We start from the raw sequence: 16,268 nt of genomic DNA, 5'->3' as shown, positions 1-16,268 counted from the left end.
TGACCGTGATGTCCGGAGTTTTCACCCGCTTGGTGGGTCAGCAGACGGTGGAGGCCGAACTGCTGTCAGCCGTGCGGGCATCCCGGCAGCCCGGGGCGCCCGGGGCGATGTCCGCGGGCGGTATGTCGCACGCGTGGCTGATCACCGGCCCGCCCGGCTCGGGCCGGTCCATCGCGGCGGTGTGTTTCGCCTCGGCGCTGCAATGCACCGCCGAGGAGGAGCAGGGCGGCCCCGGTTGCGGCCGGTGCCGGGCCTGCACCACGACGATGGCCGGCACCCACGCCGACGTCCGGCGTGTCGTGCCGGAGGGGCTGTCCATCGGTGTCGACGAGATGCGGGCCATCGTGCAGGCCGCCTCGCGGCGGCCCGGGACCGGGCGCTGGCAGATCGTGGTGATCGAGGACGCCGACCGGCTCACCGAGGGCGCGGCCAACGCCCTGCTCAAGGTGGTCGAGGAGCCGCCGCCTTCGACGGTGTTCCTGTTGTGCGCGCCCTCGGTGGATCCTGAGGACATCGCGATCACGTTGCGGTCCCGGTGCCGTCATGTCGCGTTGGTGACCCCACCGCTGGCGGCGGTCGCTCAGGTGCTGATGGAGGTCGACGGCCTGGACTCGGCGACCGCGGAGTGGGCGGCGGCGGTCAGCGGCGGCCATGTGGGGCGGGCTCGGCGGCTGGCCACCGATTCCGAAGCCCGGCAGCGCCGGCAGCGGGCGCTTTCGCTGGCACGGGACGCCGCGACTCCGTCGCGGGCCTTCGCCGCGGTCGATGACCTGGTGGCCGCGGCGGAATCCGAGGCCCGGGACCTGACCGCCGAACGCTCGGAGGCCGAGACCGATGAGCTGCGCACTGCGTTGGGGGCTGGTGGCACCGGCAAGGGCACCGCTGGAACCCTGCGTGGCACCGCCGGACTGATCAAGGACCTGGAGCGCCGGCAGAATTCCCGCCACAAGCGGGCTTCGCGGGATGCGCTGGACCGCGCGCTGATCGACCTGGCCACCTATTTCCGCGACGCCCTGCTGGTCGCCATGGCCCCGGCCGGCGTGGCCCGGCCCAGCCACCCGGACATGACCGACGCGGCCGCCGCGATCGCGGCTCACGCACCGCCGGACCGGTTGTTGCGCTGCATCGAGGCAGTGCTCGAATGCCGCGAGGCGCTTGCGGCCAACGTCAAGCCCCGCTTCGCTGTGGGCGCCATGGTGGCCACCGTCGGACAAGCACTGCGAGACGACCTGTAGACTGACCCGGCCCGGTTCAGGCCGGGCGCGCCACCTTAGCTCAGTCGGTAGAGCAATTCACTCGTAATGAATAGGTCAGGAGTTCGATTCTCCTAGGTGGCTCCACAATGGCAGGTCCAGTAGGCACCGTGCCCCGGGCGCCTCACCCGCTTTGGTCAGCTGGATGACACGGCGCGCTTTTGATGACAATGATTTTCATTAGCCGGGTGGCGACGCTAGGCTCAGTCACGCGCACACACCCAGGCGGGACCAACCGGCGTTGCACGTGCGCGCGACGCCGCGGAAGGTGAGCAATTCCGTTGTCCGCCAACCCCGCACCCGCAGTGTCCGCACTGTTTCGCTACATCGAGACACTGCATGGCGACCGCCCCTGGGGCAGCATGCTCGATTCCGGTGCCGGCGTGAAGTCCCTGCAATGGATCCAGACGCTGCCGACCGAAAGCTGGACCGCGATCACCGCCGCTTCCGGGATGGCCGACGCCAGCCGCGCCGCACTCGGGGACAGCGTCCGGCCGCAGGATCGGATACTGGTGGGCAACTGGATCGATGGCGGCCTGCTCGCCGGCGAGACGTTCGACACGGTGCTGGCCGACTACCTCGTCGGCGCCATCGAGGGCTTCGCGCCCTACTGGCAGGACCACGTCTTCCAGCGGCTGCGGCCCCTGGTCGCCGACGGCGGCCGGCTCTACGTCACCGGCCTGGAGCCCTACGTGCAGTACCCGCCGAACACCGAAAGCGGCCGGATCATCTGGGAGATCGGCCGCGTTCGCGACGCGTGCCTGCTGCTGGCCGGCGAACGGCCCTACCGGGAGTATCCGCTGGAGTGGGTGCTGCGGCAGCTGGCTCTGGCGGGCCTGCGCACGGTGCAGTTCCGCCGTTTCCCCATCCGTTACGGCCCCCGGCACGTCCACGGCCAGCTCGACATGTGCCGGCGGCGGGCCGAACGGTTCGGCTCGCCGGAGCTGGCCGCCTCGATGCTGCGCTACGTCGACGATCTGCAGCAGCGAGCGCTGGCTCTGCACGAGCGCGAGGGCGGCCTGCGGCACGGTCGCGACTATGTGATCGCCGCGGAGCCCATACCCGGCGCAGGTGCCGGGTCTTAGATATACATCGCCGGGTCGATGTAGCTCGTCGGGTCGACCAGCGGCTCCCGCTGCTTCTCGGTGCGGTGCCGCACCGAAGCCGGAATGCCCGTGGCGATGCAGTCCGCCGGGACGTCCTGGGTGACCACCGCATTGGCCCCGATGGCGCTGCCGTCCCCGATGGTGATCGGGCCCAGCACCTTGGCTCCGGCGCCCACGGTGACGCCGTTGCCGATGGTCGGGTGGCGCTTGCCGTGGCTCAGCGAGCGCCCGCCGAGGGTCACCCCGTGGTAGACCATGACGTCATCGCCGATCTGGGTGGTCTCGCCGATCACCACGCCCATGCCATGGTCGATGAAGAAGCGCCGGCCGATGGTCGCACCCGGGTGGATCTCGATGCCGGTGGCGAACCGGGTGGCCTGTGCCAGCACGCGAGCCACCCCGCGCAGTGCCGGTCTGGCCCACAGTCGGTGCGCGAGCCGATGCGACCAGATCGCGTGCAGGCCGGAATAGACCAGGGCGTTCTCGACGTCCCCGCGCGCGGCCGGGTCATGGTCTCGCGCGTTGCGCAGGTCCTCGCGCAACGTCTTCCACACGCCTGTCATGGGCGTGATCATTCCCTAATGTGTTCGAACAGTGGCGTCGAGATGTAGCGCTCACCGAAGTCGGGGATCACCACCACGATCAGCTTCCCCGCGTTCTCGGGGCGTTTGGCCAGCTCCAGGGCAGCCCACACATTGGCGCCGGCCGAAATGCCGCCGAGAATGCCCTCCTGGGTGCCTAGTGCGCGAGCCACCCGGATGGCGTCGTCGAACTGCGCGTCGATGATCTCGTCGTAGGCATTGCGGTCGAGCACCTCGGGGATGAAATTGGGTCCCAGACCCTGGATCTTGTGCGGACCGGGGTCGGCGCCGTTCAGGATCGCCGAGTCCTTGGGTTCCACCCCGACGATCTGGACTTCCGGCTTGCGTGACTTGAGGACGTGCGAGACGCCGGTAAGCGTGCCGCCGGTACCGATACCGGCGACGAAGATGTCCACCGCGCCGTCGGTGTCCTTCCACACCTCTTCTGCGGTGGTGCGTTCGTGGATGGCCGGGTTGGCCGGGTTGGCGAACTGATTCGCGGACAAGGCGTTGTGCGTGTCGGCGACGATCTGCTTGGCCTTGGCCACCGCGCCGGCCATCCCCTCGGAGCCGGGCGTCAGGACGATCTCGGCGCCGTAGGCCCGCAGCATCACCCGCCGTTCGGTCGACATGGTGTCCGGCATGGTCAGGATCACCTTGTAGCCGCGCGCGGCACCGACCATCGCCAGGGCGATACCGGTGTTGCCACTGGTGGCCTCGACGATGGTGCCGCCGGGGCGAAGCTGGCCGGATTTCTCCGCGGCGTCGATGATCGCGACGCCGATGCGGTCCTTGACGCTGTTGGCGGGGTTGTAGAACTCGAGTTTGGCCGCCACCTGGGCGCCCAAACCCTCGGTCAGCCGATTGAGCCGCACGAGTGGCGTGTGGCCGACCAGCTCGGTGACGTTGTCATAGATCCTGCCCATCAATTGCCCTTTCTCGCCGAAACCGCCATCGGTGCTACGCGCTCCCCTCGGCGATGCGCCGGACGGCCCTGATGAACACGTCGATCTCTTCGAAGGTGTTGTAGAACGCGAACGACGGACGCACGGTGGCCTCCAGCCCGTAATGGCGCAGGATGGGTTGCGCGCAGTGGTGCCCGGCGCGCACCGCGATGCCCTCGGCGTTGAGGGCCTTGCCGACGTCGGCCGGGTCGTGGCCGGCCAACACGAACGACAACACGCTGGCCTTCTCGTCGGCGGTCCCGACGATCCGCACGCCCGGTATAGCGGCCAACCGCGGCGTGGCGTACTCCAGCAGCGCGTGTTCGTAGGCGGCGATACGTTCGACCCCCACCCGCTCCACATAGCGCAGCGCCGCACCGAGGCCGACGGCGTCGGCGATATTGCCGGTGCCCGCCTCGAATTTGTTGGGCGGTTGCTGGTACAGCGAACGCTCAACGGTGACGTCGGCGATCATGTTGCCTCCACCCTGCCATGGCGGCGTCTCTGCCAGGGCCTCTTCGGTCCCGTACAGCACACCGATCCCGGTGGGGCCGAAGATCTTGTGCCCGGAAAACGCGAAGAAGTCCGCTCCCAACGACTGTACGTCGATCGGGATGTGGGGGATCGACTGCGCCCCGTCGATCAGCACCCGGGCGCCGTAGCGGTGCCCGAGTTCGACGATCTCGTGCACCGGGGTGACGGTCCCCAACGCGTTGGAGACGTGCGTGGCGGCAACCAGTTTGGTCCGCGGACCCAGCAGATCCTCGAACCCGCCCAACAGTAGGTTGCCCGCGTCATCCACCGGGGCCACCCGCAGAATCGCGCCGGTCTGTTTCGAGATCATCTGCCACGGAACGATATTCGCGTGATGCTCCAGGTGCGTGATGACGATCTCGTCACCGGGGCGCAGATGCTTGCCGCCCCATGCGTAAGCGACCAGGTTGATCGCTTCGGTGGTGCCCCGCACGAACACGATGTCTTCGCTGCGGGGCGCACCCACAAACCGCCGGACGGTGTCGCGGGCATCCTCGTAGGCATCGGTGGCGCGGGCCGCAAGCTCGTGCGCGGCCCGGTGGATGTTGGAGTTCTCGTGGGCGTAGAAGTACGCCAGCCGGTCGATCACGGCCTGCGGCTTCTGCGTGGTGGCGGCGTTGTCGAACCAGATCAGCGGTTTGCCGTTGACGGTCTCACGCAGAATCGGGAAGTCGGCCCGCACCGCGTTGACGTCGAAAACCTCATGGGTGTCCGGCGTCACCGGAACCGGCTGGGTGGCCGGCGCCGGGCGCGACAAGAAGTAGTAGTTCGCCTCGTCGCCGCCGGTTGCCGGCGCCGGAGCCGCGGGCAGCTCCAGGTGGGGAACCGCCGAACTGCCGGCCGGCCAGTCCGGGGCCGATCCGCGCGGAGCGACCGGGACGGCCGGGCCGGCGGCCGGATAACCGGACAGGACCCCCGGCACGGTCGGCACGATGCCGGACGGCACCGCGAACGCCGCGAGGTCGCCCACGCCGGCCGGCAGCAGTCCGCTCGGATCGCCCGCCCCGCCCCGCGGTGCCACCGCGGTGGTCTGCGGGGGTGAGTCCGGACCGGGCTGAGCGCCGAGGGCGTAGAGCTGATTGGCCAAGATCTCCAGCTCGGCCGCGCTGATCGGCGGGTTTCCCCCGGCAGCTACCGGCCCGGGGTCACTCGTACTCATGGAAACGGTCCACCGAGACGTCGTCGAGCACAGCGAGCGCATCGTCGGTGAGCACGGCCAGCGAGTTGTACAGCGTGACCAGATAGGACGCGATCGCCGACCGGTTGATCCCGGTGAACCGGACCGACAGACCCGGGGCCTGCTCGCCGACCAGGCCGGGCTGGAACAACCCGACGACGCCCTGGCGCTCCTCGCCGGTTCGCACCAGCAGGATCTTGGTCTTGGAGTCTTCCACCGGAACCTTGTCGCTGGGCACGATCGGGATGCCGCGCCAGGTGATGAACTGCGCGCCGAACAGGTTCACCACCACCGGGGGCACGCCGCGGCGGGTGGCCTCGCGGCCGAAGGCGGCCACGCCCAGCGGGTGGGTCAGGAAGAACCCGGGCGTCTTCCACACCTTGGTGATCAGCGAGTCCAGGTCGTCGGGAGTGGGCGGCCCGGTGATGGTCGAGATGGTCTGCTCCGGGGTCACCTGGGCCAGCAGGCCGTACTCCGGGTTGTTGACCAGTTCGAACTCCTGGCGTTCCTTGATGGTCTCGATGGTGAGCCGCAGCTGCTGCGCGACCTGGTCGTGCGGGCTGGAGTACAGGTCGGAGACCCGGGTGTGCACATCGAGAATCGTCGAGATGGACCGCAGCGTGTATTCGCGCGGGCTGGTCTCGTAGTCCACGAAAGTCTGCGGCAGCGGTTCTGCAGAGCCCGCCCCCTGCTCGGCATGAATGGCCACCTGACCGGGGTTGACCACTCGGTTGACCCGGTAGATGCCGGCTTCCACCGGAACCCAGTTCAGCAGGTGCAACAGCCAGCGCGGCGTGATGGTGGCCAGCTGCGGGACAGTCTTGGTCGCATTGGCCAGTTGCCGTGCGGCAAGGTCCCCCAGGGCCTGAGATTCGTTCTGCGCGGACGTCATTGATTTCCTCCTGATGAGTAACGGCGCCAATCATGGACCATCGGTCGGTTTTGCCCACCAGTTGCGCTCATGGCGAATTGAAATCATGGCAACTCGCGCCGCTGCGGTACATGTCGTAGGGTATGTGTATGTCGAACATCACGCAGCCGCAGCCGCACGTTTCGTGCCGCCTTGCCGCGTGTTGTTGTCGTTGATTCTCTGACGCCCTGATTCCTTAGCGTCGCAGCCCGTCCCCGGTTTCCGGTCAGGTGCTGCCGTGCGCGCATCAGACCAGAAAGTCGACTCGGCATGACCGTTTCTGCCTCCGTTCTTCCGCTGCCCGATACCCAGCCCGCGGTGACTGTGCGCCGCAGGGTCCATCCGCGACCGGCGGTCGATATCGACCGGATGACCCGCTACCACGGCGGCACCTATTCGCACACCGTGGACCGCATCGTGTTCACCGACGGCACGAGCGCGCGCACCGATCTGATTCGGCTCAACCCCGGTATCGCGGCGTATTCGCTGGACTTTCACGGTATTGCGCCGACCCGCCCCTCGGCCTACCGGATCGACACCTGGTCGGCTGTTCCCCACCTGGGGGCCGCCGAACGGGACGCCCGCGAGGTTCAGGTCGACTGGATCCTGCGCAACTCCGTGCCGCGGCTGAACACCGTCGAGGTGAGCCGGCGGTTGCGGGAGGCCGGGTATCTGGGCCGCGGGAACATCGCCGAGCACGAGGCGATAGCGGCCACCCAGGCGGCGATCTGGCGGCTGACCAACGGTTTAGAGCTGGACACCCGTGCCCGCACCGAGCCCGCGCGGGTGCTGCGCCAGCCCGACGGGGTGACGGTCGAGTTCGACGAGGCCCTCGAACTGGGCGGGTACACCGTCGAACTGGTCGCCGCGCAGCCGGTGGAGGTGACGCTGCACAAATCCGACGACGGCCAGACCTGGCGCGAGGTGCTGTCGTCGCGGCTGACCGCCCAAACCCCTGGGATCCAGCGCAAGGCGCTCGGCGTCGGGGCCACCGCCGGCGGACATCGGTACTACCGCCTGGCGGTGGCCGGATCGGGGGCAGCCACCATCGGCGACGTCGGATTCTGGCCCGACGGCACCAGCACCTACCGCAATCCCGACCGGATCGTGGCCCTCTACCGCTATCTGGTGGCGGGGGCGGCACGGGCGCGTACCACAGCACCCGGATTGGACGTCTCGGCGGCCACCGTGGCCGACGGGGTGGTGGGGCCGTTGCGCCTGGCCGTCGCGGACTCCGCCGCAGTCAGTGCCGAGGGCGCCGTTGTCCTGGACGCCGACGGTGCCGAGCTGGCCGATCCGGTACCGCCCGGCGGCGTCTTCTTCCTGCGTGCGCGGCCTGGCGCGGTCTCGGCGCGGGTCCGCGTCACGGTGCCCGGCACCGAGGACGGCTACGGCGGCCGGGTTCTCACCGGCATAGCCGGCGACGAGCAGTCGCAGAACTACACCCCGGTGGCGCTGGCGGTCCCGGCTGCACTGGTGGTCGACTTCCAGGTCGCCTGGGCGCCGCGGCAGACCGGCGCCCTGCGGGCCCGGCGCTACCCGCGCCGATAGGGCGCGGGGGATAGGACCCGCCCGGGCTGTCAGCGGAGTGCCGACAGCCCGGGAACGGCAGTGGAATACAGCCAGGCCTGCCAGAACGACTGCAGCGGTTGTGCGCTGTATCCGGCGGCCAGCGCGGTGAAATCCTCAGTGCCGGCGTTGCTGTGGCGGTAGCGCGAGGTCCAGTCGCGCAGTAAGGCGAAGAAGGCGTCGTCGCCCAGTCGGCCGCGCAGCACGTGCAGGGTGAGCGCGCCGCGTTTGTACACCCGGTCGTCGAACATCTCGACCGGTCCGGGATCGGCCAACAGCAGATCCTGCGGCAAGCCGGTCAACTGTCGGTGGTAGCGCCGGGCCAGTTGGTCGGCGCTCGGCCCACCGGAATGCTCTGACCACAGCCACTCGGCGTAGCAGGCGAATCCTTCGTGCAGCCAGATGTCGCTCCAGCGCCGCACGGTGACGCTGTTTCCGAACCACTGGTGGGCCAACTCGTGGGCGATCAGCCGCGTCGACGAGCCGCGGCCGTTGCAGTGGTTGGCGCCGAAGATCGAAATCCCTTGGGCCTCCAGGGGGATCTCCAGGTCGTCGTCGGTCACCAGCACCGTGTAGCCGGCCGCCAGCGGGTAGGGCCCGAACAGTTGCACAAACAGCTGCATCATCTGCGACTGGCGTGCGAAATCCCGCTCGAACTCGGTCTGCAGGCGGGCGGGCAGCACCGCCCGAATGGCTACGGCCGACCCGGGTACCCGGCGGGTCACGTACCGGCCGATCTGCAGGGTGATCAGATAGGTGGGCGTGGGCTCCGGCTGGTCGTAGGTCCAGGTGGTGCGGGTGGCGCGGACCCGCCGCGAGATCAGTTCGCCGTTGGCGAGCGCGTAGTAGGAGCTTTCGGTGCTGATCTGGATCCGGTAGCTGGCCTTGGCGCAGGGATGGTCGTCGCAGGGAAACCATGTCGGTGCGCCATTGGGCTGACCCGAGACCAGGGCGCCATCGGAGAGCTCCTCGAAACCTACTTCCCCCCAAACGGTTTCGCTGGGACGCGGCGATCCGGAATACCGGACCGAGATCACCAGGGCGGCACCGGCTGGCACCGTGGCGGCCAGGGTGATTCGCAGCTTGGCCGCCGAGGTGGCGAACCGGGCCGGCGGCCTGCCGTTGATCCATACCTTTGCCACCGACAGCGTGTCGGCGAGGTCCAGGGTGATTTCGCGCAGCGCGGCCAGTGCAACCGCGGTGATGGTCGCGGTGCCCGCCAGCCGGTTACTGCTGACCCTGTACTCCAAGTCCAGTTCGTAACGCGATACCCGGTAGCCGCCGTTTCCGCTGTCGGGCAGGTAGGGATCGCCCACCGCGGCCGGGGCCGGCGTCGCGGGAATCTTGGCCGGTTTGCTCACGCCGCCGGCTCCTGCCTCGCCGATGCCGCAGAGCCGGGCTTCTTGCCCGGCAACGGCCACGGCGCGATCGGATTGCCCTGCCAGCGGGTGGCGGGGGGCACCTGGTCGCCGCGCATCACCAACGAGGCCGGCCCCACGGTGGCCCCGGCGCCCAGCCGGGCCGCGGGCAATGCCACACAGTTGGGTCCCAATGTGGCGCCCGCCTCCAGCGTGACGGTGTCCATCTGCATGATGCGATCGTGGAATAGGTGGGTCTGCACCACACAACCCCGGTTCACCGTTGCGCCGGCGTCAAGGGTGACCAGGTCGGCTTCGGGCAGCCAGTACGTTTCGCACCACACGCCCCGGCCGATGGTGGCTCCCAGAGCGCGCAACCACAGGTTCATCACCGGGGTGCCGGTGGCGGCCCGGGCGAACCATGGGGCGGCGACCGTCTCCACGAACGCGTCGGAGACCTCGTTGCGCCACACGAACGACGACCACAGGGGCCGCTGGCAAGCCCGGATCCGGCCCACGATGAGCCATTTCGCCAGCACTGCGCTGGCCCCGGCCCCGGCGCCCGCGGCCAGCAGCGCCACGCCGCTTCCCAGTGCGGTCCAGCCGTAGCCGAATCGTGTTGCTCCCCACTGCAGCACGCCCAGCACGGCGACACCGATCGCGAATGTGACGATGACAGGGATCAACCGGAAGGTCTCGACCACCGCGCGCATCACCCACAGTCTGCGCGGTGCGCGGAAGGTCCGTTCGACATCGAGGTCGGCGGCCTTGCGGCGCAACCGCACCGGTGGGCTGCCTAGCCACGACGAGCCGGTCTTGGCCTTGTGCGGCGCAGTCGACAGCACCGCCACCAGGGCATTGTCGGGTACCTGCCGGCCCGGCTGGGTGATCCCGGAATTCCCCAGGAACGCGCGCTTGCCGATTGTTGCCGGTGCGACATGAATCCAGCCGCCGCCCAGCTCATAGGAGGCGACCATGGTGTCGTCGGCGAGAAAAGCGCCGTCGGCGATCGTGGTGTACTTCGGGATCAGCAATGCGGTGGAGATCTCGGTTCCCCGACCGACTTTCGCGCCCAGCAGTCGCAGCCACCACGGTGTTATCAGCCCCGCATAGAGCGGAAAGAGGTAGTCGCGCGCGGCGTCCATCAGGCGTTCGGTGGCCCACAGCTGCCAGCCGACCCGGCTGCGCACCGGGTGGTAGCCGCTGTGCAGACCGATCGACAACAGCCGCACCCCGATCACGGTCAGGGCGGCGTAGCTCAACATCGCGACCAACGCGGCCGGCGGGGTCGCGAGCAGCGCCGGCCGAACGGCATCGGCCAGACTGGCGCAGTCCCGCACGGCACGGCCCACCACCGCCAGTCCGGCGCCCACCGCCAGTAGCGGCAAAGCGCCGAGCAGCAGCGAGGTCAGTCCGTACACCGCGACCCACAGCGGGCGCGTCGGCGGCCGGTGATCCGGCCAAGGGTGGTGCGCCTTACCGGATTTCATAGCCGGCGAGCCGGTCCAGTACTGGCCTTTCTTCACCTCGCCGATCACTCCGGACCCCGGTGCCACGTCGGCGTCCTTGCCCACGGAAGCGCCCGGCAGCAGCGTGGTGCGGGCGCCGATGCTGGCGTCATTGCCGACCGCGATCCGGCCGACGTGGAACCGGTCGCCGTCGATCCAATGCCCGCACAGGTCCACCTCCGGCTCGATGGAACAGCGGTTGCCCAGCGTCAACATCCCGGTCACCGGCGGGGTCGAGTGCAGATCCACACCCTCGCCGATCTTGTTGCCCAGCGCCCGTGCGTAGTACACCAGCCACGGTGCGCCGGAAAGGTTCTCGGCGCCGCTGGCGGTGGCGAGCCGCTCGGCGATCCAGACCCGCAGATGCTCCGGTCCGCCGCGCCGGTAGGTCCCCGGCTCCAGGCGGGCCAGCAACAGGCGCGCCCCCAGCGCGGCGATACCCATCCGGCCCAACGGGGTGACGAACAGCACGAAGGCGGCCACCACCCACCACCAGTCGAGCCGCACCAGCCAGGGCAACGGGTGCACCGCCGCCACGATGTTGTTGATCAGCGCCAGCCAGGTGACCCACTGCAGGCCGGACAGCGTTGCCAGCGGCACCGACAGCAGCACTTGCGCGGCCTGGGTCAACGGCGGGGTAGGGGCCACCGCGCGCGACGCCGGAGCGGCCTGCGGCCCGCGGTCGCCGCGGCCCAGGTCATCGAGGAACCCCGCAAGCGAACCGAGCCGGGGACGGTCGTAGAGCTGGGCGACGGTGGTCTGCGGGTAGCGCTGCCGCACCGCGGCCACCAGCTGTGCGGCTTGCAGCGATCCACCGCCCAGGGCGAAGAAATCGGCCTGTTCGTCATCGGCCGGGGCGCCCAGCACGTCGCGCCACAATCCGGCCAGCCAGCCCAGGGTGCTGTCCGGATCGTCGGCACCGGTCATGCCCGGCCCGGCGGACTCCGGCCCGACGGGCCAGGGCAGTGCGTCGCGGTCCACCTTGCCCGAGGTGCGGGTGGGCAGCTCGTCGACCAGAACCAGCCGGGGAACCAACGCGGCGGGCAGCCGACGGGTCAGCTCCGCGCGTGCTGCCCCCAGGTCGAAGTCCGGGTCGGTGCTGACCAGGTAACCGACCAGCAGCGGGGCGCCGGTGGCGCTGGTCCGCACGGCCGCGGCACCGCCGCTGACACCGGGCAGCGTCACCAGTGCGCTGTCCACCTCGCCCAATTCGATGCGTCGCCCGCCGATCTTGACCTGATCATCGGCCCGGCCGCAGAAGGTGAGCCCTGCGGCGTCCAGTCGCACCAGGTCCCCGCTGCGGTAGGCCCGCGACCAGCCCAGGGCGGGCAGCGGCGCAAACTTCTCGGCATCCCGGTCGGGATCCAGGTAGCGGCCCAACCCCACCCCGCCGATCACCAGTTCGCCGGTCTCCCCGTCGCCCACCGGCGCTCCGTCGGCGCCCAGTACCGCCAGGTCCCAGCCGACCAGCGGCAGCCCGATCCGAACCGGACCGCTGCCGTCGAGCTGCGCGGCACAGGCCACCACGGTGGTCTCGGTGGGGCCGTAGGTGTTCCACACCTCGCGGCCGTCCACCGCCAGCCGGGCCGCCAGCTCCGGCGGGCAGGCCTCGCCCCCGAAGATCAGCAGCCGGACCGCTTCCAGGGCCTCGGCCGGCCACAGTGCGGCCAGGGTGGGCACGGTGGACACCACCGTCACGTCCCGGGCCACCAGCCAGGGACCCAGATCCATGCCGCTGCGCACCAGCGACCGCGGTGCCGGCACCAGGCAGGCGCCGTAGCGCCATGCCAGCCACATCTCCTCGCAGGACGCATCGAACGCGACCGACAGACCGGCCAGCACCCGGTCGCCCGGCCCGATCGGGTTGTCCTGCAAGAACAGCTGCGCTTCGGCGTCGACGAAGGCCGCGGCGTTGCGGTGCGTGATCGCCACGCCCTTAGGCGTGCCGGTGGACCCCGAGGTGAAGATGATCCAGGCATCGTCGCTGGGCTGCGGCGCCGTGGCCCGCCAGCCGCGCGACGCCCCGGGCCCACGTGTCAGCCCCGCCTCGGTGAGCACCGCCGCCACCTGCGCCTCGCCGAACACCAGCTCGGCGCGCTCGGGGGGATCGTCGGCATCCACCGGAACGTAGGCCGCACCGGTGGCCAGCGTGGCCAGAATCGCCACGTAGAGCGCGTAATTGCCCGACGGCATCCGGATGCCGATACGGTCACCGCGGCCCAGGCCGCGGGCGGCGAGCCAGGCGACGCTGTCCTGGACGTCCTCGATCAGCTCGCCGTAGGTCAACACCACCTTGCCGTCATCGATGGCGGGCGCATCGGGGTAGCGGGCAGCGGTCTCCCACAGAATGTCGATCAGGGTGCGGGGAGACGGCGCAGCGGAACCGCGCAGAAACTGTGCGGGAACTTGCAGTGCGGGCACGCCTGTAGAACGTACCGAGCGCGGTGGCGGCGTGCAGCATGACATCGTCACCTCGGCGCGACGTAGCCGACCGGGCCGACGGCAATACACACCGACAGCGCCGCGGTGTCGGCGCCCACCCTGAGCCCGTCTCCGGCGCCGGGGAGCCGGACGAAGACACGGTTGAGACCCGGTCGCACCCGGACCCGGACCTGCGGTCCCTCGGACAACGACATCGTCATGGCGCCGTCGACATTGGCCAGGTAGTTGATCTCGGCCGTCCAGTCCGCGGGCAACAGCGGACCGTCGAGTGGCAAGGTCACCGGCCGGTCCGGCTGCACCAGGTATCCGCAATGCGGCACCGGCCCGGGCACCAGGGCACGGACCCAGGTCACCTGGGCGTCGGTCAGCGACCCCGAACTGGTCAGCATCCGCAACTGCGTTGTCGTCGAGGCGAATTCCGGCCGGTCGTGCAACAGGGCGAACATGTGGCTGGCCAGGTTCTCCGGGTAGACGACCTGTCCCAGCACCAACGGGTCCACCTCCTGGTCCAGCAGCGGCGCGTCCGAGGCGACCCGGGCGGCGGCCAGAGCCTGCCGGGCGTTCTGCAGATAAGCACGGGCCGGATCGTCACGCCAGCAGGCCAGGAAGGTCGCCGTCGAATACAGGCTGCTGGCGGTGAACGCCGCCGCCAGGGCCGTCACCGCCACAGTGCGCGCGCGGGAGGGGGCCAGCCACCGCGCGGATTCCCGGTTGGGGGCGCACAGTCCGACGGCGCCCAGGATCGCCAGCACCACCACGAAGTCGGCCAGATAGCGCAGGGTCTGGGCCAGTTCCAGCGCGGTGAACGCCGAAGACCGCATCAGATAGATCGGCACCTGGCAGGCCGCCAGGTAGCCGGCCGCGGCCAGCCACACCGGACCCAGGCGCCTTTTGCCCGCCAGCGACACCGCGACAAGTCCGGCCAGCACCAGCCAGCCCAGTGCCATCGTCACCGGTCCCGGCAGGGCCCAGGGCGAGGCCGGCGCCCAGCGGGCCCACGTCCACGGGCCGCCGGCCAGGCTTGGGACCACGCCGTGGGTGATCGACCGCCACAGCAGGTCGCCGGTCATCTCGAGGTCGAAACTCCAGCGCTTCTGATTGACCACCGACACATAGACCCCGATCCACGCCGCGGTCACCGCGAGCGCGGCCGTCCACAACCGGGCACTGGAGCGCCACGCCCCGGTGATCGCGCCGGTCAGCGGCGCTCCGCGGACGTAGCCCAGCAGTGCTGTCACGGTGAACGCGACGAACGGGATGATGGCGGCCTTCTCGAAGAACAGCAGCCCGCCCAGGTAGACCGCAATCGCAGTGTGCAGGTAGCGCTGTTTTCCGGTGCGTGCCAAGGCAATCGCGTCCGCACACACCCAAGACAGAGCCGCGCACAACGGTAACGAGTTCAGCGCTGCCGCCCACCAGGCGAAGGCCGGCAGGCCCAGCGGGGACCACAGTGCAAAGGTCAGCGGCACCAGCAACACCGGCCGCCAGCCGAGAATCACCCACAGCACGCGCAACAGCGCTCCGGAGAACAGCAGTTGCAGCAGCACCAGGCTGACCGCCGGCGCAGCCCACTGCAGCGGCCACAGACGCGACAGGGCGCCGGCTACCAGGTAGGCGCCCGGCATCACATGACCGTCGTGGTCGTCGAACAGATAGGCCGGCGACCACAGGGGGTGAGTGCCGGCCCGGCCGATCAGGATCAGGTCGTCCCAATAGAAATAGCCTCCGAAGGCGACCACTGCCCGGACCGCCAGTTGGGCGGCGATCAATGCCACGGCTGCCCAGTAGACCCACGGCAGGGCGGTCAGCCCCGGGCGCAGGTACCGGCCCGTGCCACCCGCATCGTCGGGTGCTGCGCGCCGGGCCGGCACTGCTGTGTCGTCGCCGGCGGTCATCTGTCTTTCTTACCTGTCGGTATGGTGGGCGCGTGCGAGCACTGGTAACCGGGGCAGCCGGGTTCATCGGATCGACGTTGGTCGACCGCCTGCGGGCGGACGGGCACGAGGTGATCGGGCTGGACAATTTCGCCACCGGTCGAGCCACCAACCTCGAGCATCTGGCCGACGACACCGGCTTCCGCTTCGTCGAGGCCGACATCGTCAGCGCGGACCTCGGTGCCGCCCTGGCCCAACACCGGCCCGAGGTGATCTTTCACCTGGCCGCCCAGATCGATGTGCGCCACTCGGTGGCCGACCCGGCCTTCGACGGCTCGGTCAACGTCCTCGGAACGATCCGCCTCGCTGAGGCGGCCCGGGCCGCTGGGGTGCGCAAGATCGTGCACACTTCCTCCGGCGGGTCGATCTACGGCACCCCGCCGAGCTATCCGACCAGCGAAGACGTCCCGACCGACCCGGCTTCGCCGTACGCCGCCGGCAAGGTGGCCGGGGAGATCTACCTCAACACCTTCGGCCACCTCTACGGGCTGCAGTGTTCCCACATCGCGCCGGCCAACGTCTACGGGCCCCGCCAGGACCCGCACGGCGAGGCGGGTGTGGTGGCGATCTTCGCTCAGGCCCTGCTGAACGGAACGCCGACCAAGGTGTTCGGGGACGGCTCCAACACCCGTGACTATGTGTTCGTCGACGACGTGGTGGACGCCTTCGTGCGGGCCTCGGGCGAGGCCGGCGACCGGCAGCGCTTCAACGTCGGCACCGGCGTGGAAACCTCGGACCGCCAACTGCATTCAGCGGTGGCAGCCGCGGTGGGCGCACCGGATGACCCGGAGTTCCACCCGGCCCGGCTGGGCGACCTGCGACGCTCCTGCCTGGACATCGATCGGGCGCGGCGGGTGCTCGGTTGGCAACCGCAGGTGGCGCTGGCCGACGGAGTGGCCCGCACGGTGGCCTATTTCCGGTCTGCGACCTGACTTTCGCTGCGGCGATCTGG

The 16,268-nt window shown here is 69.7% G+C and carries 10 protein-coding genes, 1 tRNA gene and 1 pseudogene; 5 read left to right on the top strand and 7 right to left on the bottom strand.

From position 1 onward, the window contains the following. Positions 1-8 precede the first annotated feature (8 nt). The 3 genes and pseudogenes from G6N14_RS15865 to G6N14_RS15855 form a co-directional block, all read left to right on the top strand. Positions 9-1,235 carry a DNA polymerase III subunit delta' gene (locus G6N14_RS15865; protein ID WP_085134195.1) on the top strand — a complete coding sequence of 409 codons (1,227 nt, stop codon included), beginning with the start codon at positions 9-11 and terminating at the stop codon, positions 1,233-1,235. Between the two features lie 29 nt (positions 1,236-1,264). Further along, positions 1,265-1,340, top strand: a tRNA-Thr gene (locus G6N14_RS15860). A gap of 218 nt (positions 1,341-1,558) precedes the next feature. Further along, positions 1,559-2,338 (top strand): annotated as a pseudogene (locus G6N14_RS15855) (class I SAM-dependent methyltransferase); the annotation flags it as partial. On the opposite strand, the gene epsC reads toward G6N14_RS15855, so the two are convergent. The 4 genes from epsC to G6N14_RS15835 are packed head-to-tail and all read right to left on the bottom strand — an operon-like array spanning position 2,335 to position 6,487. After that, positions 2,335-2,922, bottom strand: a complete 588-nt coding sequence (epsC, locus tag G6N14_RS15850; protein ID WP_085134194.1) for a serine O-acetyltransferase EpsC — start codon at positions 2,920-2,922, stop codon at positions 2,335-2,337. The pseudogene G6N14_RS15855 and the gene epsC overlap by 4 nt on opposite strands. Before the next feature lie 8 nt (positions 2,923-2,930). Beyond that, positions 2,931-3,866: a cysteine synthase A gene (gene cysK, locus G6N14_RS15845; RefSeq protein WP_085134073.1), complete on the bottom strand. Its 936-nt coding sequence runs from the start codon at positions 3,864-3,866 to the stop codon at positions 2,931-2,933. Between the two features lie 34 nt (positions 3,867-3,900). Beyond that, entirely contained in the window at positions 3,901-5,619 is a 1,719-nt protein-coding gene (locus tag G6N14_RS15840; protein ID WP_407663128.1) for a family 2A encapsulin nanocompartment cargo protein cysteine desulfurase, read from the bottom strand. Further along, on the bottom strand, positions 5,564-6,487 hold the full coding sequence (locus G6N14_RS15835; RefSeq protein ID WP_085128729.1) for a family 2A encapsulin nanocompartment shell protein: 924 nt from the start codon (positions 6,485-6,487) through the stop codon (positions 5,564-5,566). Before G6N14_RS15835 ends, G6N14_RS15840 begins: the two co-directional genes overlap by 56 nt. A 288-nt stretch (positions 6,488-6,775) precedes the next feature. Here G6N14_RS15835 and G6N14_RS15830 point away from each other — a divergent pair, with 288 nt between their 5' ends. Beyond that, positions 6,776-8,056 (top strand): TQXA domain-containing protein, encoded by a 1,281-nt coding sequence (locus G6N14_RS15830; RefSeq protein WP_085134071.1) that lies wholly within the window; start codon positions 6,776-6,778, stop codon positions 8,054-8,056. Positions 8,057-8,085: 29 nt separating this feature from the next. On the opposite strand, the gene G6N14_RS15825 is transcribed toward G6N14_RS15830, so the two are convergent. The 3 genes from G6N14_RS15825 to G6N14_RS15815 are packed head-to-tail and all read right to left on the bottom strand — an operon-like array spanning position 8,086 to position 15,277. Beyond that, the gene (locus G6N14_RS15825) at positions 8,086-9,435 is read right to left on the bottom strand and encodes a M1 family metallopeptidase (RefSeq protein ID WP_085134193.1); all 1,350 of its coding nucleotides are present in this window, start codon (positions 9,433-9,435) and stop codon (positions 8,086-8,088) included. Beyond that, complete coding sequence (locus G6N14_RS15820) at positions 9,432-13,352, bottom strand: Pls/PosA family non-ribosomal peptide synthetase (protein WP_275986782.1); 3,921 nt, start codon at positions 13,350-13,352, stop codon at positions 9,432-9,434. The genes G6N14_RS15825 and G6N14_RS15820 overlap by 4 nt, the downstream gene beginning before the upstream one ends. Before the next feature lie 56 nt (positions 13,353-13,408). Next, the gene (locus tag G6N14_RS15815; RefSeq protein ID WP_234808783.1) at positions 13,409-15,277 is read right to left on the bottom strand and encodes a hypothetical protein; all 1,869 of its coding nucleotides are present in this window, start codon (positions 15,275-15,277) and stop codon (positions 13,409-13,411) included. Positions 15,278-15,309: 32 nt separating this feature from the next. Here G6N14_RS15815 and G6N14_RS15810 point away from each other — a divergent pair, with 32 nt between their 5' ends. After that, positions 15,310-16,248: an NAD-dependent epimerase/dehydratase family protein gene (locus G6N14_RS15810; RefSeq protein ID WP_085134069.1), complete on the top strand. Its 939-nt coding sequence runs from the start codon at positions 15,310-15,312 to the stop codon at positions 16,246-16,248. Positions 16,249-16,268: the final 20 nt, after the last annotated feature.

This window comes from Mycolicibacter hiberniae, from assembly GCF_010729485.1.
Taxonomy (GTDB): domain Bacteria; phylum Actinomycetota; class Actinomycetes; order Mycobacteriales; family Mycobacteriaceae; genus Mycobacterium; species Mycobacterium hiberniae.
The sequence above is the reverse complement of the archived record's forward strand: the minus strand, read 5'-3'. Positions and strand labels throughout refer to the sequence as shown.